Annotated in this window: 21 protein-coding genes and 1 other annotated feature; of the genes, 5 read left to right on the top strand and 16 right to left on the bottom strand. The window is 43.2% G+C overall.

The window, feature by feature from the left end; translation table 11 throughout:
• Position 1 precedes the first annotated feature (1 nt).
• From IRY55_RS07760 to IRY55_RS07775, 4 genes are read right to left on the bottom strand one after another with little or no spacing between them, the layout of a single operon-like run.
• Positions 2-1,258 carry an ABC transporter permease gene (locus IRY55_RS07760; protein ID WP_194562741.1) on the bottom strand — a complete coding sequence of 419 codons (1,257 nt, stop codon included), beginning with the start codon at positions 1,256-1,258 and terminating at the stop codon, positions 2-4.
• Positions 1,251-2,150: an ABC transporter ATP-binding protein gene (locus IRY55_RS07765; protein WP_194562742.1), complete on the bottom strand. Its 900-nt coding sequence runs from the start codon at positions 2,148-2,150 to the stop codon at positions 1,251-1,253. Before IRY55_RS07765 ends, IRY55_RS07760 begins: the two co-directional genes overlap by 8 nt.
• 48 nt (positions 2,151-2,198) lie before the next feature.
• Positions 2,199-2,405 (bottom strand): helix-turn-helix transcriptional regulator, encoded by a 207-nt coding sequence (locus tag IRY55_RS07770; protein WP_194562743.1) that lies wholly within the window; start codon positions 2,403-2,405, stop codon positions 2,199-2,201.
• A gap of 6 nt (positions 2,406-2,411) precedes the next feature.
• Complete coding sequence (locus tag IRY55_RS07775; RefSeq protein WP_194562744.1) at positions 2,412-2,780, bottom strand: hypothetical protein; 369 nt, start codon at positions 2,778-2,780, stop codon at positions 2,412-2,414.
• 157 nt (positions 2,781-2,937) lie between these two features.
• On the opposite strand from IRY55_RS07775, the gene IRY55_RS07780 reads away from it, so the two are divergent.
• From IRY55_RS07780 to IRY55_RS07790, 3 genes are all read left to right on the top strand, one after another.
• Positions 2,938-3,123: a YhzD family protein gene (locus IRY55_RS07780; protein WP_194562745.1), complete on the top strand. Its 186-nt coding sequence runs from the start codon at positions 2,938-2,940 to the stop codon at positions 3,121-3,123.
• Positions 3,124-3,149: 26 nt separating this feature from the next.
• On the top strand, positions 3,150-3,554 hold the full coding sequence (gene mgsA, locus IRY55_RS07785; RefSeq protein WP_268920780.1) for a methylglyoxal synthase: 405 nt from the start codon (positions 3,150-3,152) through the stop codon (positions 3,552-3,554).
• Positions 3,555-3,639: 85 nt separating this feature from the next.
• On the top strand, positions 3,640-4,566 hold the full coding sequence (locus IRY55_RS07790; RefSeq protein WP_328799640.1) for a PD-(D/E)XK nuclease family protein: 927 nt from the start codon (positions 3,640-3,642) through the stop codon (positions 4,564-4,566).
• Positions 4,567-4,618: 52 nt separating this feature from the next.
• Here IRY55_RS07790 and trpA read toward each other — a convergent pair whose 3' ends face one another.
• The 7 genes from trpA to IRY55_RS07825 all read right to left on the bottom strand — a co-directional run bounded on the left by trpA (position 4,619) and on the right by IRY55_RS07825 (position 10,942).
• Positions 4,619-5,383, bottom strand: coding sequence for a tryptophan synthase subunit alpha (trpA, locus tag IRY55_RS07795; RefSeq protein ID WP_194562746.1), 765 nt, complete (start codon positions 5,381-5,383; stop codon positions 4,619-4,621).
• Position 5,384: 1 nt separating this feature from the next.
• Positions 5,385-6,575 (bottom strand): tryptophan synthase subunit beta, encoded by a 1,191-nt coding sequence (trpB, locus tag IRY55_RS07800; RefSeq protein ID WP_408015150.1) that lies wholly within the window; start codon positions 6,573-6,575, stop codon positions 5,385-5,387.
• Entirely contained in the window at positions 6,575-7,192 is a 618-nt protein-coding gene (locus IRY55_RS07805) for a phosphoribosylanthranilate isomerase (protein WP_194562748.1), read from the bottom strand. Before IRY55_RS07805 ends, trpB begins: the two co-directional genes overlap by 1 nt.
• A complete protein-coding gene (trpC, locus tag IRY55_RS07810; protein ID WP_194562749.1) occupies positions 7,179-7,958 on the bottom strand; it encodes an indole-3-glycerol phosphate synthase TrpC in 780 nt (259 codons plus the stop codon). Before trpC ends, IRY55_RS07805 begins: the two co-directional genes overlap by 14 nt.
• Complete coding sequence (trpD, locus tag IRY55_RS07815; protein ID WP_194562750.1) at positions 7,955-8,971, bottom strand: anthranilate phosphoribosyltransferase; 1,017 nt, start codon at positions 8,969-8,971, stop codon at positions 7,955-7,957. The genes trpC and trpD overlap by 4 nt, the downstream gene beginning before the upstream one ends.
• Before the next feature lie 2 nt (positions 8,972-8,973).
• On the bottom strand, positions 8,974-10,347 hold the full coding sequence (locus IRY55_RS07820) for a chorismate-binding protein (protein ID WP_194562751.1): 1,374 nt from the start codon (positions 10,345-10,347) through the stop codon (positions 8,974-8,976).
• A gap of 60 nt (positions 10,348-10,407) precedes the next feature.
• Positions 10,408-10,623, bottom strand: a binding site (T-box leader).
• A 112-nt stretch (positions 10,624-10,735) separates the two neighbouring features.
• Entirely contained in the window at positions 10,736-10,942 is a 207-nt protein-coding gene (locus tag IRY55_RS07825) for a hypothetical protein (protein ID WP_194562752.1), read from the bottom strand.
• Between the two features lie 134 nt (positions 10,943-11,076).
• Between IRY55_RS07825 and IRY55_RS07830 the strand changes: the two genes are divergently transcribed.
• Together IRY55_RS07830 and IRY55_RS07835 are read left to right on the top strand one after the other, a co-directional pair.
• Positions 11,077-12,303 carry a hypothetical protein gene (locus tag IRY55_RS07830; RefSeq protein ID WP_194562753.1) on the top strand — a complete coding sequence of 409 codons (1,227 nt, stop codon included), beginning with the start codon at positions 11,077-11,079 and terminating at the stop codon, positions 12,301-12,303.
• A gap of 201 nt (positions 12,304-12,504) precedes the next feature.
• Positions 12,505-14,214 (top strand): putative bifunctional diguanylate cyclase/phosphodiesterase, encoded by a 1,710-nt coding sequence (locus IRY55_RS07835; RefSeq protein WP_194562754.1) that lies wholly within the window; start codon positions 12,505-12,507, stop codon positions 14,212-14,214.
• Positions 14,215-14,238: 24 nt separating this feature from the next.
• Here the strand turns inward: IRY55_RS07835 and IRY55_RS07840 are convergent, their stop codons facing one another.
• The 5 genes from IRY55_RS07840 to IRY55_RS07860 all read right to left on the bottom strand — a co-directional run bounded on the left by IRY55_RS07840 (position 14,239) and on the right by IRY55_RS07860 (position 20,031).
• Entirely contained in the window at positions 14,239-14,415 is a 177-nt protein-coding gene (locus tag IRY55_RS07840; RefSeq protein WP_194562755.1) for a hypothetical protein, read from the bottom strand.
• A 250-nt stretch (positions 14,416-14,665) separates the two neighbouring features.
• A complete protein-coding gene (locus IRY55_RS07845; protein WP_194562756.1) occupies positions 14,666-15,118 on the bottom strand; it encodes an OsmC family protein in 453 nt (150 codons plus the stop codon).
• 57 nt (positions 15,119-15,175) lie between these two features.
• Positions 15,176-15,928, bottom strand: coding sequence for an EAL domain-containing protein (locus IRY55_RS07850; protein ID WP_194562757.1), 753 nt, complete (start codon positions 15,926-15,928; stop codon positions 15,176-15,178).
• Between the two features lie 346 nt (positions 15,929-16,274).
• Positions 16,275-18,884, bottom strand: a complete 2,610-nt coding sequence (acnA, locus tag IRY55_RS07855; protein ID WP_194562758.1) for an aconitate hydratase AcnA — start codon at positions 18,882-18,884, stop codon at positions 16,275-16,277.
• 13 nt (positions 18,885-18,897) lie between these two features.
• Positions 18,898-20,031: a PrpF domain-containing protein gene (locus IRY55_RS07860; protein ID WP_194562759.1), complete on the bottom strand. Its 1,134-nt coding sequence runs from the start codon at positions 20,029-20,031 to the stop codon at positions 18,898-18,900.
• Positions 20,032-20,033: the final 2 nt, after the last annotated feature.

Here is a 20,033-nt window from a genome sequence, read left to right on the forward strand (position 1 = left end):
ACTACTCTTTTCCGAGGTCGATCGCTTTTTTAATATCTTTCAATGAACGAGACGGTCCATACATGAGGACACCCCCACGATACACACGGGCCCCGAACGTTCCAAGAATGAAAATCGTCACGAGCATAATTCCGACCGATAATAGCGGAACCCAAAATGGAAGATCGAGTAAACCGACGCGTAAAAACATGACGAGCGGTGTGAAAAATGGGAAATACGAAGCCCATGTGACGAGTGCCATCTCTGGATTGTTCAAACCAGTTACCGCGATGATAAATGCAATAACAATTAATAAAGTCATCGGCATAATTAACTGCTGCACATCTTCCGTACGGCTAACGAGCGAACCAAGAAGTGCCGCAAGTGTCGCATATAAAAAGTACCCGAGTACGAAAAAGACGAGCGCATAAATTAATGTCGTTTTGCTCACTTCTGAGAAGCTAATGAGATCGGTAAATGTGCTCGCCGTTTGATTCGAACGGATGGCGATAAACCCTGCAACTCCGAGCGTCACCAATTGTAATAATCCGAGCATGCCAATCCCGAGCACTTTCGCAAACATATGTTTTACAGGCGAGATGCTCGAAATTAAAATTTCCATGACACGTGAAGATTTTTCAGTCGCTACTTCTGTCGCAATCATGCTGGAATACATAATAACTGCGAAATAAATGACGAACATTAATACGTAGACGAGAATCGTCGCTTGCACATATTCCTCATCTGATTTTGCGGTTGGGGATATGTTTTTAGATTCCATTTGAACCGGTGTGAGTAACTGTGAAACTTGTTCTGTGGATAAGTTTAATTGTTTCGCTTGTGCTTCTGTTTGTACCGCTTGTAAAATGGTTTCAATTTCAGTCGGTAATTGAACGTCGATAATACTCATCGATGAATACGTCGCTTGAATGACTTTTTGTTCATCTTGACGCACTTCTAACAATCCTGTAAATTTCTCTTCTTTTAACTCTTCTTCTAATTGTTCTTTCGACTGACTTTCGTCACGCGCGAACATAAAGGTATGTTCTCCTGACTGGTGCGTTTGGATAATTTGTTCATACAGTGCTTCATCTTCCGTTACAAGAAAGACGACATCTGTTTCATCTCCACCTGTTAATGACGTAAATCCATCGATCACACGGTTCAAATTCGCCATTAAAAAAAGTGCTAGCACCATAATAATCGTCGTAATGATGAACGATTTCGTTTTTGCCTTTGTCATAAAAGCTTGTTTAAAGACGAGCCAAAATTCACGCATGGGCATTCCCTACTTTCTCGATGAAAATATCGTGGAGGGATGGTTCTTCCATGACGAATTGACGAATCGGGCCACGTTTCATCGCTTCTTCTAACAATTGTTGAGCGACGATATCGTCTGAAATTTGGAATACCGCCCCTTCGATCGATGGCGTCATCTTTTCCACTCCTGGCATAACGGCTAATTCACTTAAATCAAAGTCTGCATGAATGCGCACATCTTGCTTCCCGTAGCCACGTTTCACTTCTTTTAACGAACCTTGTACGAGTTGCTTGCCGTGCGCCATAATCGATAATTGCTCACACAATTCTTCGACATGGTCCATTCGGTGACTCGAAAATAGAATCGTCGCCCCATCATTGCGGAAGTCGAGAATCGCTGCTTTTAACATTTCGACATTGACGGGATCCAATCCAGAAAACGGCTCATCCAATATGAGCAACTTCGGATTGTGCATTAACGAAGCGATCACTTGAATTTTTTGCTGGTTTCCTTTCGACAGTTCTTCCACTCGTTTCGTACGATATTGTGGAATTTCAAAACGGTCGAGCCAATGCGTTAATGCTTGTTTTGCATCCTGCTTATTCATCCCGCGTAATTGCGCTAAAAAAATGAGTTGCTCTTCCACTTTCATTTTCGGATAAAGACCACGCTCTTCTGGCAAATAACCAATATGGGGACTCGTCGCGTATGAAATCGTCTCCCCTCGCCATGTAATATGTCCTTCATTTGGCGTAAGTAGTCCGAGAATCATACGGAAAGTCGTCGTTTTCCCTGCGCCGTTCGCCCCGAGCAAACCGTACATCGTTCCTTGTTCAATTTCGATATTTAACTGATCGACAGCTGTAAATGTGCCGAACTTTTTCGTCACTTGATCAATTTGTAATGTCATAATCTTCGCCTCCTTCTTCTCTTATACGGAATCATTCGTGCATGCGTTTCATTTTTCGAGTTCTTTTTCAAAATCGAACAATTGCTCAATCGTACAACCGAACAATTGCGAAAGTTTGTAAGCGAGGATGAGAGAAGGATTGTAGCGCCCTCGTTCGATAGAGTTGATCGTCTGGCGCGACACGTCTAACCGTTCACCTAATTCATCTTGCGTCCACCCTTTTTCGATGCGACGTTCTCGCACACTGTTCTCCATTTTCTTTCACACCTTTCGAACGGCGATTACTTGAGTGATGGCAATCATCGCAATATAATACGCAATCATGCTTTTCACTAACAACAGTAATGATAAATCAATGTCCCACAATAAAACAACAGTCAATAAAATGAACAGCCCAAGTCCGATACTCGTTATAAAATATTTCCCAGCGAGTAAACGGATATACTGTGCTCGTTCGTCTTCTCGTTTCACATGCGGCCACGTGTAACAATAACAGAGCGCTGACAAAAAGAGCGCGAGAAATACAAATTCATCTCCTCTCGGGAATATTCCACCTGTGACGGATGAGGCGATGATTAAAATGCTCGCAAAACCGAAAAAAATTGCGAGAAATTTCCACGGATTTTTCATATACACTCTCTCCTTCTCTCATTTTTATACGTAAAGCTTACTTTACACGAATAATTATGTCAAGGTTCCTTTACACGAAAAAGAGAAATAAGTCGGTTGAGATACAAATTTTTCTGAAAAGATAGTATAATGAGGAATGAAAGGAATGGTGATGGAAATGAAAACTTACAAACTTACAGCATATGAGGCGGATGGAACCGTATTGTTCGACGAATCAATCGAAGCAGCGAACGATTCAGAAGCGAAACAAAAAGGGGAACAATTTATCGCTGAAAATAATTTAGAAGAACGTACACATCGTCTCGCTTCACCTACGGGTAAACTCATTTTATTCCATTCGTAATACATCTTTTTTCGGAGGGACTTTCATTGAAAATCGCACTTATCGCACATGATCAGAAGAAAGATGAAATGGTCAATTTCACGATTGCTTACGAACACATTTTTCAAAAGCACGAATTATTTGCGACTGGCACGACCGGTCAACGTATTATGGGAGAGACAGAACTTTCGATTACACGTCTACAATCTGGTCCGCTTGGGGGCGACCAACAAATTGGCGCGATGATCGCTGAAAATGGACTCGATCTCATTTTATTTTTCCGCGACCCGCTCACTGCACAGCCCCATGAACCTGATGTAACGGCGCTTTTACGCCTCTGTGACGTTTACGGAATTCCGCTCGCAACGAATATTGCAACAGCGGAAATTTTACTCCAATCATTAGAATCTGGACTCATGTCGTGGCGTGATCTCGTCCATAAATACAAATGATGCGAAAGAGTGTTAGACGAATTTGTTCTAACGCTCTTTCTTTTGCTTTTTACAACATTCTTATAAGGAGGCGTTTATTTTCGAGATTAAACAATATCCAGAATTTTCGTGGTCGCTTGCGCGTCAGCAAACATTTCAAACGTGCCACCGCCAGTATGCGTATCATTATTACTATTCGCATAACGGCTGGCTCCAATACAATGTCGACGAAGAAACGAAACATGTGTATCGCTTAAAAAAGATCACATCTTTACCATTACTCTTTGGAACCATTGTCCACGATTTGATTGCAAAATCACTCCAACATTTTTTTCAATCTCGTCTTCAACCTTCTTTACGTCAACTCGTAGAAGAAGCGAGACATTTATTAAATGAGGCCTATTTAGATTCTACAATAAGACGAGAAGCATGGTTTGCACGCCCGAGCCGTTATACGATGTTGACGGATTTTTATTACGGAGACGGCTTTGACCCAGAGCAAGTCGCTACGTATCGTGAACGTCTAGAACCAACATTCCGCAACTTTTTACAAAGTGAAACTTGGCGCATGATTGAACGGGAGCCTGAACGTTTTGAGTTTAAACAACTGGAAGATTTCGCGACTGTTTCGATTTTCGATACGAAAGTATTCGTCGTTCTCGACTTATTACTGTTCGATCGAGAATTAAATCGCTATATCATCATCGACTGGAAAACGGGAAAACCTTCTTCCAATGACTATCAACAACTCGTGTTATACAGTATCTATGTGCTACTCAATTACGGCGCTTCTTTAGATGACATCGACTTATGCAATGAATATTTAAAAGATGGGACACGCGCCGTACATCAGCCTACCCAACTCGAATTACAACATATGACGGATGTTTTTCAAATGAGTGTGGAAGAGATGTTGCACTACGTCGCCGATCCTTCGATAAACGCACCGCTTCCGCTCGAATCGTACGAACGGACGACCGATGAATGGAAATGTCGTCAATGTAATTATCGTGAAATTTGTTTGCCGACATGATGAAATTAAAAAATGTCTGAAATCTCTTTTGATTTCAGACATTTTTATGCATTTAAGCATATGCGACAAATAGTTGCTCGAGCGCTTCTCGATCTTGTTCGTATAAAGCGCGGACGATCGCACTGCCGACGATCACACCGTCCGTATGAGCATTCATACGCTCTACATCTTCCGCTGTCGTAATGCCAAACCCTGCATAAACAGGCAAGTCCGTCATTGCTCTCAACGTATCGAAATGGTCGAGTGGCGAATCGTTCAATTGATTTTGATTTCCTGTAACTCCGTTAATCGTCACCGCGTAAATGAAACCTTCCGCTTCTTGAACGAGTTTTTCGATTCGCTCTTTCGGGCTCGTCAAAGCGACGAGTGGGATCAGTGCAATATCGTGCTGTTGAAATGGCCCTGCTACGAGGTCGCGCTCTTCGTACGGCAAGTCGGGGATGATTGCACCGCGAATGCCGACTTGTTGAGCACGTTTCGCAAAACGCTCAATTCCATAGGCGAAAATCGTGTTCACATAAGCCATCGTTAAAAGCGGGATGCGAACGCGTGTAAACGTCGCGACCGTTTCGAGTATTTGATCTAATGTCACACCCGCTGCGAGCGCTCGCTCTCCTGCCTCTCGAATGACGACACCGTCTGCGACAGGGTCCGAATACGGGATACCGAGCTCAATGGCTGTCGCCCCGAGGTTTTGCAAACGGACGATTGTTTCTTCTAACTGTTCGAGCGGACCGTCTCCTGCCATAATATACGGAACGAATGCTTTTTCGTTTTGCTCTTTTAACTGTTTCATCTCTTTCGTTAATGTCGTCATCTTACTTCCCTCCTAATCGCGCGAAGACTGAGTCGATATCTTTGTCGCCACGTCCTGATAAGCTGACGATAATCGATTTTCCTTCGCCCATCTCTTTCGCTTTTTTCACGACATATGCAATCGCATGTGAACTTTCGAGTGCCGGAATAATTCCTTCAATTTTCGACAACAATTGAAACGCTTCTAACGCTTCTTCATCGGTCACCGAATCATACACGACACGCCCGATATCGTTCAAATGACAATGTTCCGGGCCGATCGCTGGATAATCGAGTCCTGCCGAAACAGAATACGTCTTTCCGACATTGCCTGCCTCATCTTGCATGACATACATGTACGCCCCGTGCAACATCCCTTCTGTTTTTGTCGCCATCGCAGCGGAATGCTTCCCTGTTGGAATGCCGAGTCCACCGGCTTCGACTCCGTACATTTCGACCGTCTCATCCTCGACGAATGGCGCAAACATGCCGATCGCATTACTTCCGCCTCCGACACAAGCGATGACTGCATCGGGCAATTTCCCCGTACGTTCTAAAAATTGTGCGCGTGACTCATTACCGATAACACTTTGGAATTCACGAACAATTGTCGGGAATGGATGGGGTCCTAAAGCTGAACCGAGCACGTAATGCGTGTCATCAATATGTGTCACCCAGTAACGTAACGCTTCATTTACCGCATCTTTCAACGTGCGTGAGCCGTCTTCAACCGCGACGACTTTCGCTCCCATTAATTCCATGCGGAATACGTTCAATTTTTGTCGTTCCACGTCGACCGCTCCCATAAAGACCGTACATTCCATACCGAATAATGCACATACCGTTGCCGTTGCGACACCGTGTTGACCTGCGCCCGTTTCAGCGACAATTTTCTTTTTTCCCATACGTTTCGCAATTAAAATTTGTCCGAGTGTGTTGTTAATTTTGTGCGCCCCTGTATGGTTTAAATCTTCACGTTTTAAATAAATGTCCGCGCCACCCGCGTACTCTGTTAAACGTTCCGCAAAATAAAGAGGCGTTTCGCGTCCAACATAGTCTTTCAAATAGTAGTTTAACTCTTCATGAAACTTCGGATCCTTCATCGCTTTTTCAAATGCTTCCTCTAATTCATTTAATGCCGTCATTAATGTTTCTGGGACGAATTGTCCTCCGTATTTTCCAAATCGGCCTTTTTTCTCTATCGTTTGTGTCATCATCTATTCTCTCCTTCACTCATCTGTCGAACGGCACGAACAAATTCGCGCATTCGCTCCTCATCTTTTCTACCTTCTCGTTCTACTCCGCTCGATACGTCGACACCCCAAGGGTTCAATTGTTGAATCGCTAACCCGACATTCTCTGCGTGTAAACCACCTGCGAGAATATATTCGCTCGGTACCTCTTGCATAAGCGACCAATCGAATGTCTCGCCTGATCCGCCACGATACGCTCGACCTGGCGCGTCGTAAACGAAACGTTCACACGGGAAATGTTTCGATTGTTCAATGTCGTCCAACGTCCGAACCGAAACAGCTTTCCATACAGGAACGGCTAGACGTTCACTCAATGCGACTTCTTCTTCTCCGTGCAGTTGCACAATGTCGAGTGACACTTCTCGTATAACCTCCTGTACAAACGTTTCGCTCGGATTGACGAACACTCCGACGACTTTTATTTCTTTTCCGACATGCTCGCGTAACTTTTTCGCTTGCTCGGTGTTCACTTGCCTCGAACTCGGAGCGAAGACGAAACCGATGTAATCGACTCCGAGTTCACTCGCATACGCTACATGTTGCACTTCTTGTAAGCCGCATATTTTAATTTTTGTCATGGAGCGTCACCTGCAATTGTTCGATTGTACTCGCGACATCTTCTGCGCGCATTAACGTCTCTCCGACGAGAACACCTGTCGCTCCTGCATCTCTCACACGCTCGACTTCCTCACGATGTTTTAAGCCGCTTTCACTTATGAGAACACGTCCTTCACCGAACGGAAACTGCTCTGCAATTTGTTCCGTCGTCGCTAAATCAACTGTGAACGTTTTTAAGTCGCGATTGTTCACACCGATCAACTTCGCATCGATCGCTAATGCCCGCTTTAACTCTTCTACCGTATGCACTTCGACGAGTACGTTCAATCCGAGCGATGTCGCATACGTATACAATCGCTGCAACACTTCATCATCGAGCGCTGCTACAATTAATAAAATGACGGACGCCCCCGCATCGTAAGCGACTTGAATTTGCACTTCATCCATCATGAAGTCTTTGCATAGAACAGGTACATCTACTGCTTTCGCCACTGCGCGCAAATCATCGAATGACCCTTTAAAATACGTCTCATCTGTCAACACACTAATCGCAGTAACGCCCCCTTGCGCATAAATGGACGCTTGTTTCACTGGATTGACCGTTTCATGAATCATCCCTTTTGAAGGGGATGCCCGTTTCACTTCCGCAATAATATTCATCCGTTCACTTTGTTCGAAACGGTCGACGAGTGACACGATGTTACGTGGTTCATGTTGGAATGGATAAGCACGGAGCGCCGCAACTTCTTGTCGCTTCGTCTCCATAATCTTTTGTAAAATCGTCATCGTGCGACCTCCTTCACGCGGAAACTACGCGCTCGTTCTAACGCTTCATACGCACGACCTGAGCGAATCGCTTCATGCGCTAAAGCGATGCCGTCTTCTACCGATTGAACGACTCCTGTCGCTAGCAATCCGAGTCCGACATTTAAGACGACTGTATCGCGATGTGGGCTCTGTTCATTTTGTAAAATGCGCTCCGTAATGCGAGCGTTATATGTTCCGTCGCCACCGCGAATCGCTTCTAGTGGCGCTTCTTGTAAACCGAACTGCGTCGCGCGAAAGACGTAAGGAACGATTGCTTCTTCCGTCACGAAAACGAGTTTATTTTGACCCGTTAATGCCGCTTCATCTAATCCGACATCATTCGTAATGACGAGCCCTTGCAATCCTAATATTTGCATCGCTTTCGCATATTCCATCAACAATTGTGGGCGTCCAACACCGATCAATTGAGCGCCGACAGGAGATGGGTTCGTAAATGGCCCGATTAAGTTGAACAATGTCGCGTGTTCGATGCGACTTCTCACTTCCCCGATTCGTTTCAGACGCGGGTGCACATTCGGTGCGTGTAAAAATGAGACGTTCGCATGCTCCGCCATCTCGATATGTTGTTCGACCGTCATTTGAAACGGAATACCGAGCGCTTCAAGTACGTCTGTACTACCTGATTCACTCGAAATTTTACGGTTACCATGTTTCATCACTTGCACGCCGAGACTCGCTAAGACGAAAGCGGATGTCGTACTAATATTGAACGTATTCGCTCCGTCCCCACCCGTTCCACAATTGTCAAAATACGTCGCTTCAGATGGGAATTCGACCGCATGACTTCTCATGACACGCGCCATACTCGCCATCTCTTCCGCGACTTCCCCTTTGTTGTACAAGGCACGCAACATCTCTTCCATCACTTGTAAATCACTCGACTCATTAAAAAAATAATGCGCGACCCGTTCCATCTCTTCTGTCGATAAATGAATGCCTGCTTTCACACGTTCTAACTCTCTCGTAATCATGCTCATCTCTCCTCTACTAAGCTCAACTGCACTAACGACTGCATTTTCTCTTCTGTCTCAACGAACTCTCTCGCTGCACTCGACTGGCTGACAATCCCCGCACCTGCTTGAATGTACGCTCGACCCTCGGTAATCATCATCGAACGTATCGCTAAGGCGAAATCAAGCTCGCTCGCATAACTCATATAGCCGATTGCTCCTCCGAAAAATCCGCGCTTCGTCGTCTCTAACTCATCGATCATTTGCATCGCGACTGTTTTCGGTTCACCTGTTACCGTTCCAGCTGGAAAACTTAAACGTAATGCATCGATCGGTTCGTCTCCTCGGCGCAACGTCCCTTCTACTTCGGACACGATATGCATGACGTGCTCGTATTTCACAAGCTCTTTCTCCTTCGTCACATGAATCGTCTCCCGTTCGCAAAGTTGCGCTAAACTGTCGACCGCTTGCTCGACTAACATGTCATGTTCATCCAATTCTTTCTCGTCTTGCAATAGCTCTTCTGCTAATGCCTCATCTTCTCTCTCCGTCGCTCCTCGGCGACGCGTTCCGGCAATCGGGTTCATAATCGCTTGTCCCGCATGCACTTTCACTAAACTTTCAGGCGATGCACCGAAAAACTGATGCGTGCCGTAATCGAAATAAAATTGATACGGGGAAGGGTTATTGTCGATTAAACGTTCATACAATGTGAGCGGATCCCCTTCTATCGTCGTTGCTGCCCTTCTCGATAACACAACTTGGCTCACCGCTCCATCCGCAATCGCTCGCTTAATCATTTCGACATTCGCTTCATACTCTTCTTTCGCTTCCGAAGTGAACTGGCCAATTGCTACGTCTGTTTCGTCATGTTGCACATTCGCAATTTGCGCTTCAATCGCATCGAGTGTCGCAATCGGCGTCACACCGAACTGCTTCGTCTGAACGAGTGTAATCGTCCGTTTCAATTCATCGATTGCGATAATCGTTTCATATTGATTCATCCAAACGTCCGGCGCTTCTAAGTCGTCGTGTTTCGGATGAACGGGTTGATGCCCTACTTCATACCCGATATACCCAAGCAATCCGCCAAACATCGGAATCGATGTCGTATTTTTCACTTTCGGCATAACATCGCGCAACAGTTCAAACATATCACCTTCATGAATGAAAACATCGCCCGTCGCACAATGAATCTCCTCTAATCGATTACCGTACCCTTTAAACTGCTTCATCGCATGAATGCCGATGTATGAATACCGACTGACCGTTTCGTGTACCCCACCACTTTGGAGAAGACAACTGTTCGGTTGTCGCAATGTTCGGTAAATTTGAAGTGCTGTCGTATTGCCTAATTCAATCGTTCGTTCTTCGAATGTAATATGTGCTTTGCTCATCTCTACTCGCCTCGTCTCATCTCATTTAAAATACAAAAAGTCCCCTGCCTGCATATGCAGACAGAGGACGAATAAACCGTGTTGCCACCTCAATTGGAAAAATACATTCCCACTCAAAACCTCGTTAACGGAAGGTACCCGTCTCCGTTCGGATGGAATTCCATCTTTCAGGAGCTTTCGTAAGTCCATTCATGATGACGCAATGATTAGCTCACACCGACCGCTAACTCTCTCGACATTCCATTCATCACTACTCTTCTTACTCATCAATGTATCCACTATGCTCATCTCTACTCAACTACCGTGTGGTGACTTCGCTCTCGAAGTCGTCTGCCACTTTTGAAGTTGTACCAAATTGTAAGACATTTCAAAATCTTTGTCAACTATTTTATTCAACATCGCCTTTAAAAATATATTCGGCCCAATACGCTTCATCAAAATGATAAATATAAAGTGGCTCTTCTTTAAATCGCACTAAAAAATCAGATGCTTGGAACTTCTCCTCGTACCCGACGCCATTCATTTTACGGCGCAGTGCGTTTTTTACACCTTCTATAAAATCTAAATCAATCTCACTCCAACGGACTTGTTCCATCCCTATACCTCCAACTCTTTTTTCTCCATTACTGTACCATATTTCGCACGGTTATTCTGCTTTTTCAATTGTAGCTATTCATCTCAAATTCATGTAACATTTAGTATAATAGACTACTGACTATATAGACTGAGGTGAGAACGATTAAAAGATTCACACTCGTCTTTTTTTTAAGCGCCTTACTCATCATAAGTGCGTGTACAAAAAATGACACTCCTCCAGGAGAAGAGGAAAACAATCAAGAAGAAGAGGTAATCGAAGAAGAACATGCTTTTGAAATCGACCTCGATGTAAAAATAGAAGGTCTCATTCAAGTAGCTAACGATAAAGTAATCATCGATGGAAAAACGAATGCACCCCCTGGATCACGCATCCATTCGTCTGCCCAAAATCAAAATGTTGCAATCGCGAACTTCATCGACGTCGTTGAAGTGAAACAAGACGGTACGTTCCACTTTGAATTTGAACAGACGAACGAAGATGTTCACGGTATGCTAACATTGTCCGTAAGTGACCCAAAAGCTCTTGAAGCATATGGCTATCATTTCGAAAATGTCACGAGCAGCCAACGTTATGAAACGAATCAAATGGACCATTACGAAATTCGGGCATACTATCGACTGCCTGCAAATGCCGAACAGCCTTATCAGTTCGAGATCGAGCAGCCCAAATGGGAACGCCCAGAAGATTACGGAGAACGAGCGATTTGGCTCACGACCGAAGCGACCGTGAACGAGCATTACATTATGATTAAAGGCGAATCGAATTTCATTGAAGGAACGATGCTTCACGCGAATGTCCTCAATGAAAAAGGAATGATCGAGCCATTATCATTCGACCAAGCGGTGACGAAACCGGACGGCACATTCACTTTTTACATTCCGTATCAACAACTAAAACCAATGACGGTTGTCATCGAAGCGAAAATGAGTCGCAATGCGAGCGAACGACCGCTACAAGTGTACGGGAAGTCTGGCGAACTATGGGAAGGCGACTTCATAAAAAAGGACAAAAAAGAAACGATTATCGAAGCGAAAGTCCGCCTTCCGCTACCTACAACTTCTCTCTCCATGCCTTTTACGATGGCATTTCAGGATGAACGTACAATCGTTACATTCGATACAAGAAAACTTATAGACCAAGAAACGAACAATTGGCAACTCGATGCCGAGAAACAATATGAAAATATGATTCAACATTTTTGTAATATACCTGAAACTACTTTTACCATTGAAGTAAACGAAACGCTGCTACCTTTTTTCCAAGAAGCCACTGCATGCGATACAATTCTTTGGGAAATATCACATCATCCTACACTCATTCAATTTACAGTTGAACAATCGATCTCTTTACACGATTAAATTCATAAGCGAACGTATTCTTTTATCCAGAATATGTTCGCTTTTTATTTTTTACAATACTATATAGATATATGCTTAACGAAACATTTTTTTACTGTTATATAAAATAAAGACCGATAAAATAATAATTTTTATTGATTATATAAAAAAATTGTGTATTAATAATACATATAGCTAAATTTTCAAAAGGTGGTGAAATGGATGCGCACGAGACAGACAGATTGGCTGGCCATCATTCAAGCCGAACATATTCAACAAATTGAACACATTGAAAAAGCTTTGAATGCTTCTGTCATTTTAGCGAAGTTAAATGCAGATGGTACTTTTGCACAAGTGAATGACTTCTTTTGTGAGATTTCAAAATACTCATCAAGTGAACTCATCGGCGCTCCTTATACATTATTGCGATCAGGCTTTCATCCATCAAATTTTTTTACAAAAATTCGCCAAACCTTAAACCAAGGAGAACTGTGGACCGGAGATATTTGTCATCGGGCAAAAGACGGTACATTATATTGGACAAAAACGACATTCGTCCCCATTTTAAAAGATCATCTACTCAAGCATATTATGACCGTTCAAACAGATATCACTGATATGAAAAATATCGATATGTTAAAGGAAATCGCTTATTATGATGATTTGACTGGCTTAGCAAACTTCCGAAAATTCAAGATGGATTTTTCCGCATTGCAGCACGCCTCTAAACCTCTTCCACATATGTGTTCGCTCATGCTCTTCTCTTTAAAAGATTACAAACTAACGATGAAACGTTTCGGCTTGTCTAATGCCCAAACATTTTTACAAGAAGTAGCTAAGCGATTAAGAGAAATATCGGAAAAATTCGACTATACGGTGTTCAAGTTGGAAGAAGAACAGTTCTTAATCTTCTTGCCACATACGCATCAATCCAATGAATACGAACACATCATCCATGAAATTTATCGATCATTCCGCCAACCTATTTTAATTCAAGGTCATTATTTCAAAGCAGAACCAATTATAGGCATTATTCATTTTCCAGAACACGCCCAGACATTCGACTTATTGCTTGACCGGCTAGCACTTACTTCTTCGTATGCTGAAAAACAATCTGATCGAAAAGTAGCCATATACCACGCACAAATGGAAGAGGAACATAAATACTTTTTACTGCTTGAAAGCGCCTTACGTCGTGCGCTTGAGCGGGATGATCTAGAACTTCACTATCAACCAAAAATCGATTTATATCATCATCAAGTCGAAGGAGTGGAAGCGCTATCAAGATGGTATGATCCCACTTTTAAGCAAGTCCCACCAAACGTCTTTATTCCACTCGCTGAACGTCGAGGATTTATTAACGACTTAGGTGAATGGTCGCTCCGGATTGCAGCGGAACGAGCGAAACTTTGGAATGCGAATTTGGACAGAAATTTAATCGTCGCTGTGAATATTTCACCAACTCATTTTATACAACCTAATTTTTTAGATCAGTTATTCCAAGTGCTCGAAAAAACAAAAGTCAATCCAAAACATTTACAACTTGAAATTACAGAAGATGTCGTCATGGAAAAAAGTGTAGAAATGCATACAACCTTAAAGACGATTACAGACATAGGAATTTCTTTAGCCATTGACGATTTTGGCACAGGATACTCTTCATTCGGAATGCTCAATACATTTCCCATCGATTCTCTCAAAATCGATCGGTCATTCGTCACCAATATCCAAAATGATGCAAAAAAAGCGGCCATTTTAGAAGTCATGATTAAACTCGGTCATGCACTAAAATTAGATGTCGTCATCGAAGGGATTGAAAACGAAGAAGAATTAGCGATTCTTCAACCATTCGCCCCAAAATTTGCCCAAGGGTATTACTTCTGCAAACCTTTACCTGCAAATGAATTCGAGCGATTTATACAAAAAAAGTAGCCGTTACGTCGGCTACTTTTTATTTTAAATGGTAGGCTGATGATTTTCATGAATGGCAAGCTCATATCCTACTAGGTTACTTTGCGACAAATGCAAAGTTTCATTCTTCGTGTTTTTCGCTGAAAAATAAATGCCAATTGCTAAAAGTACTGCAAGAACTAAAACGATCACGAAAGCTTTACCAGCTGCGGACGCGTTCATTTTACCTCTCTCCTTTCACAAAGTATTCATATTCAACACTATAACCATATCATGATTCCATTTTATTCACTACTCTCACGTACTTTGATATCTTCTTTGAGATAAGTTTATTCTGCTTCGAACTTATTTTATCTACTTAAATCATTGCTCATACCATTTTCTTTGTCGTTCATTCCTTTTTCTCTTCCTTGAAGAAATGAATATAAAAAAGAGTATGTTCTTAAATTCCTTGAACATACTCTCATTTCTTTTAGTTTTTAGCTATCCAATCTCCGTCTACCGTTACGCCAGACCCTTTAATCATTGCCATGACAGGACAACGGCTTTCGACTTTTTCTTTTAACTCATCGATGCGTTCTTGTGACTCATCTGTTGTAATCGTTACATTTAACGTGACCGTTTGAAAGTTCGGTGTAACCCCATTCATTCCCATTAACCCTCGAATGTCAAGTGTTCCTTTCGTATCTAAATCTACCGCTGAATACGTCAAGTTCATCTCTTTCGCAATCATGGATACCATGACAGATACACAACCATTCAAACCAGCTAATACAAATTCTACTGGATTTGGTCCTGCATCAACCCCTCCTAAATTAGCAGGCTCGTCGATTAAAAATGAATCGAACTCACGAATATGTATTTCCGTTTGCACACCACCTGTCCAAGCACCTTTTACTGCTACTTCCAATATATTTTTTGACATATTGCCACCTTCTCTTTCTAAAATAATTTCCTGTTAATTTTATCAGTATTTTTCCATTTATAATAGTTTTTTGAACATTTCATCAAAAGGCAAAGGATCGCTATAATAAGGTCCTTGGAAATAACGAATCCCATATTGTTCTAAAAACAATTGCTGGCTTTCTTCCTCAATCTGTTGAACAATCCATTGACACCTCATCTTCTCAAACATCGCTTGTAATATTTCTTTTAATAAAGGTTCACCTAGCAAACGTTTTTTCTCTATGATATGGCGGCTAATGAGGATATAATCTGTTAAAATTTCTTCATATTGTACACGAAGTTCATAGGACATTATTATTTGGAATCCTAATTTATGTAATGTGAGTAATCTCTCTGGTAAATGAATGCCGTATCCAATCACTTTCAATAGGATATCTTGACTATCGATCGCATGCCTTTCTAAAAAGCTCCGTAATAAATCAATGCCATCTTCCCTTTCCAATTGCGCCGATAATACAGGAATGATGAGTCGCGTTGGCTTTCCAATACTTTTAAAAAACTGAATCCGTCGCGAAACACATGCAAAAAAACGATGAGCTAACTGTTCGTATTCAGGCAATTGCTTAATTAACGGTAAAAACTGCATCGCTTCTAAAACACCGTAACGCTCATGATGCCAACAAATCGACAAATCAAATAATAAGACCGCATCCATTTTTGCATCGACAATGGGATGATAATATATTTTAAATTGATCTTGATTTAAACCATCGATGAGTAGACGCTTAATTTCAGGTTGCACAAGATGAAGTAATGTTTGATTTTTCATCAGAATCCTCCTTTTTCATTAATCGAGAGGTATAAACTGTAAACAAATAATTGAAACTATACTCCTATGCATAACCATATTCTATACGAAAACAATCTATTTTTTAACCTTTTTCTTTAAAGTTTATTTAATTCTTTTTTATTGTTATATATACATAACTTCTGCCATCAGGATTAGTTTTATAAATTCTTTCAATGTAGGTCTTTAGACTCCATTATGCACTTACACTCACACGTTTCATATGTATTTTATTTCATTTTTTTGAAGTTCATAAATTTTTAACTTGAAATAATAGTATTCCAAAGAAAAAGCAAATACTGATTGCACTCAGCATTTGCTTTTCTCATTAATCCATATATTCGTCTAATACAGTCGGTAAAATACCACCATTCCGGTAGTAGTTCATTTCCACTTCGCTATCGAGACGCAATATAACGTCAATAACACGGTCGTCAATATGAAGTTGTACGTAGTCTCTTGGCTTTACCGCTTTGAAATCAATAGGACAACGATATATTTCTTCTCCTGTTAATTGATGAGTTTCAGCATTTTCTCCTTCGAGAAATTGTAAGGGAAGTACGCCCATGCCAATTAAATTACTGCGGTGAATGCGCTCGAAGCTTTCCGCTAGAACGATGCGAATTCCTAATAAATTTGTTCCCTTCGCTGCCCAATCACGACTGCTTCCAGTTCCGTACTCTTTTCCTGCGATGACGAGAAGCGAGGTTTGTTCCTTTTGATAACGCTCCGCCGCTTCAAAAACCGGCAACACTTCCCCTGTAGGAATATGACGCGTCCAACCGCCTTCACGACTAACGAGTTGATTGCGTAAGCGGATATTTGCGAATGTACCACGCACCATGACGTGATAATTTCCGCGACGTGAGCCATATGAGTTGAAGTCTTTCGGATTGACGCCTTGCGCTTCTAAATAGCGCGCAGCAGGTGTTCCTTTAGAAATCGTTCCGACAGGTGAAATGTGGTCAGTCGTAATCGAGTCTCCGAGTATAAGGAGCGGACGCATCCCTTCTAAAGTTAACGTATCGAGACGTTCTACTTTTTTGAAGAAAGGAACGGGCTGAATGTAAGAAGACATTTCTTCCCATTCAAACAACATTCCTTCTGGCGCTTCAATCTCATCCCAACGTTCATTGTCAAAAATACGTTCATACTGTGTTTCAAATAAATGTTCGTGCACGTACGTCTCAACGTAGCGGGCGATTTCTTCCGCAGTCGGCCAAAGATCCGCTAATGTGATCGATGTGCCGTCCGCATATTTTCCAAATATCGCTTGCGTTATATCTTCTCGTGTATTGCCGAGCAACGCATAGGCAACGACAAGTGGCGGTGAGGCTAAAAAGTTCGCTTTCACGAGCGGATGAACCCGTCCTTCAAAATTACGATTTCCGCTAATGACGCTGGACGTGACGAGATCGTTCTCCGTAATCGCTCGTGCTACGTCGCTATCGAGTGCTCCACTATTTCCGCAACAAGCCCCGCACCCGTAACCATCAACGTAAAAGCCGAGCTGTTCTAAAGACTCCAAAACACCTGACTCTTGTAAATAACGCGTGACGACGGTCGAGCCTGGAACTAAACTCGTCTTCACATAATCCGGAACGCTCAAACCGAGTTGAACCGCTTTTTGAGCGACGAGTCCTGCTGCCAACATGACGCTCGGATTCGACGTATTCGTACAGCTCGTAATCGACGCGAGTACGACATCACCATGCTTTACATCGCTTTTACTCTCCAAACTTGTCACACCGTACCCGCCTCGTACGACATCCTCTTTCAACAAGGTGTTAAAACGCGTATGCACATGTCGTAACGCGACGCGGTCTTGCGGACGTTTCGGACCGGCAAGCGACGTTTCAATTTCCGCTAAATCGAGCTCGATTGTCTTCGTATAGTTCGGCACATCCCCCGTGCGATAGAGTAAATTCGCGCGATGATACGCTTCGGAAAGAACCGCTTCTTCCTCACGATTCGTCTCACGTAAATAGCGAATCGTCTCATCATCCGTCGGGAAAAATGACATCGTCGCTCCGTACTCTGGTGCCATATTCGAAATCGTCGCACGGTCCGCAAGAGGTAAATGATCAAGTCCTTCTCCGTAAAATTCAACAATTTTACCGACGACATTTTCTTTACGCAAACGCTCGGTTAACGTAAGTGCCAAATCGGTTGCGAGTACACCTTCTGATAACTTCCCTGTCACATGAACCCCAATCACTTCAGGCAAGACGAAATATATCGGATGCCCGAGCATTGCCGCCTCCGCTTCAATTCCGCCGACGCCCCAACCGATCGTGCCGAGTCCGTTAATCATCGGCGTATGGGAGTCTGTTCCGACGACCGTATCTAAATAAAGTTCGCCATCTTGTGCGACGACCGAACTGCCTAAATATTCAAGGTTCACTTGGTGGACGATACCGTTTGCGGGCGGTACGACACGAAACTTTTGAAACGCTTTTTGCGCCCATTTAATAAAACGATACCGCTCCATATTGCGCTCGTATTCAATGTTTAAGTTGCGAGCGAACGCCCCTTCAAATCCACTCTCTTCAATGATGACGGAATGATCGACAACAAGGTCAACCGCGATGCGTGGATGAATCGTTTCGTATGCCCCGTTCATTTCTGAAACCGACTGACGGAGTGACGCTAAATCGACGATAGCAGGTACACCTGTAAAGTCTTGTAAGACGATGCGTGACGGTTTGAACGGCACTTCGACTTGTTCGTGCTGCGACGTTTGCCAATTCGTATAATGTTGAATATGTTCATCTGTAATGTACACGCCATCCCATTGACGAAGCGCGCTTTCCAGCAATGCTCGAATCGCATACGGTAAGCTTTTCACTTCTGGATGTTGTTCAGCTAAGCGTTGCAATGACGCATATGTATACGTTTGATCCCCTAGTTGTAATGTTTGAACGACTTCTTGTTTCATTTCTTTCTCCCCTTTACTGATCATTCGGCACGTACACTTCGCCTTTCATAATGCGACGTGCGGTGCGGTCTAGTCCGACGTATACGACGTCGTCACGTGACGCATTCATTTGAAGCCTCACTTCCGCTCTCCCTTCAGGATGCCCGATTGGAATGAGCTCTCCTTCGATTGAATGTGCGAGTTGTTCGACGATCGTTCCTTTCAATGACGACGCAGCCGCTAAATTGTATAAACCACTCCCTGCATACGTTCGGTGAATTTTTTGCATCGATACCATTTTCGAATAAATAACGATGTCCGACGCATTCGTCACGTCCCCTTTCGAATTCGTATACGTGATGGGCTCATGGACGAGCGCAATTTTCGGAATCGTTTGAGAATCGAGCGCTTCTTCCATCGTCTTCGTTAAACCAGATGCGATGGAAGCGGCAAGTCGAATTTCTTCTAACTTTTCGATTAACGGACGATCTTCTCGAAGGTCACTTAACAATCGCTCTGTCGTCAGTCCGAGATCTTTCGCTCGCACGTAGACGAACGGGTTGACGATATCGACGACGGACACTTCATACGTTTCATCCCCGACTTTTAGTGAATGGACGGGACCAAGCGGCATCGTCGCACCGAGCTTCGAACCTCCTGGATGCATCATTTTCACTTCGATGCGTCCGCCTTTTTGCTTCACGCCAGCCATATCATAATCACCGACGACCGCATATTCGCCGTCCTCGACAGGCACTGTCATCGCGATCACTCGATTAATATTCGTATTAAAAACACGCACCTCTACCGATGTCGCACCTTCCGGAAGATCGACATACCCTTCATCGACGACATACGCTCCGACTGCCCCCATCAAATTACCACATGTTCCGTGCGCATCGACATGATCGTGCTCGATGCCGATTTGATAAAACGTGTAGTTCATGTGAACGCTTTCATCATTAGGCGGACTCATGACGACTACTTTACTCGTATGCGACGTCCCGCTTCCTAACCCGTTAATTTGGTTATTGTTTACAGAATCCAGGACGTTTAAAAAAATGCGATGCTGTTCTTCCTCCTCTTTCGGTAAATCATCCGAATGGAAAAACACCCCTCGACTCGTCCCCCCACGATACACACTCGCTTTCACACGCATTTGTGCCATAC

It is taken from the genome of Savagea serpentis, assembly GCF_015351395.1.
GTDB lineage: Bacteria > Bacillota > Bacilli > Bacillales_A > Planococcaceae > Savagea > Savagea serpentis.

Bases quoted from the DNA above. Each gene is read 5' to 3' on its own strand.
- IRY55_RS07760 (WP_194562741.1), bottom strand. From the start codon at position 1,258: ATGCGTGAATTTTGGCTCGTCTTTAAACAAGCTTTTATGACAAAGGCA.
- IRY55_RS07765 (WP_194562742.1), bottom strand. From the start codon at position 2,150: ATGACATTACAAATTGATCAAGTGACGAAAAAGTTCGGCACATTTACA.
- IRY55_RS07770 (WP_194562743.1), bottom strand. From the start codon at position 2,405: ATGGAGAACAGTGTGCGAGAACGTCGCATCGAAAAAGGGTGGACGCAA.
- IRY55_RS07775 (WP_194562744.1), bottom strand. From the start codon at position 2,780: ATGAAAAATCCGTGGAAATTTCTCGCAATTTTTTTCGGTTTTGCGAGC.
- IRY55_RS07780 (WP_194562745.1), top strand. From the start codon at position 2,938: ATGAAAACTTACAAACTTACAGCATATGAGGCGGATGGAACCGTATTG.
- trpA (WP_194562746.1), bottom strand. From the start codon at position 5,383: ATGACGACATTAACGAAAGAGATGAAACAGTTAAAAGAGCAAAACGAA.
- trpB (WP_408015150.1), bottom strand. From the start codon at position 6,575: ATGACACAAACGATAGAGAAAAAAGGCCGATTTGGAAAATACGGAGGA.
- IRY55_RS07805 (WP_194562748.1), bottom strand. From the start codon at position 7,192: ATGACAAAAATTAAAATATGCGGCTTACAAGAAGTGCAACATGTAGCG.
- trpC (WP_194562749.1), bottom strand. From the start codon at position 7,958: ATGACGATTTTACAAAAGATTATGGAGACGAAGCGACAAGAAGTTGCG.
- trpD (WP_194562750.1), bottom strand. From the start codon at position 8,971: ATGATTACGAGAGAGTTAGAACGTGTGAAAGCAGGCATTCATTTATCG.
- IRY55_RS07820 (WP_194562751.1), bottom strand. From the start codon at position 10,347: ATGAGCAAAGCACATATTACATTCGAAGAACGAACGATTGAATTAGGC.
- IRY55_RS07825 (WP_194562752.1), bottom strand. From the start codon at position 10,942: ATGGAACAAGTCCGTTGGAGTGAGATTGATTTAGATTTTATAGAAGGT.
- IRY55_RS07835 (WP_194562754.1), top strand. From the start codon at position 12,505: ATGCGCACGAGACAGACAGATTGGCTGGCCATCATTCAAGCCGAACAT.
- IRY55_RS07840 (WP_194562755.1), bottom strand. From the start codon at position 14,415: ATGAACGCGTCCGCAGCTGGTAAAGCTTTCGTGATCGTTTTAGTTCTT.
- IRY55_RS07845 (WP_194562756.1), bottom strand. From the start codon at position 15,118: ATGTCAAAAAATATATTGGAAGTAGCAGTAAAAGGTGCTTGGACAGGT.
- IRY55_RS07850 (WP_194562757.1), bottom strand. From the start codon at position 15,928: ATGAAAAATCAAACATTACTTCATCTTGTGCAACCTGAAATTAAGCGT.
- acnA (WP_194562758.1), bottom strand. From the start codon at position 18,884: ATGAAACAAGAAGTCGTTCAAACATTACAACTAGGGGATCAAACGTAT.
- IRY55_RS07860 (WP_194562759.1), bottom strand. From the start codon at position 20,031: ATGGCACAAATGCGTGTGAAAGCGAGTGTGTATCGTGGGGGGACGAGT.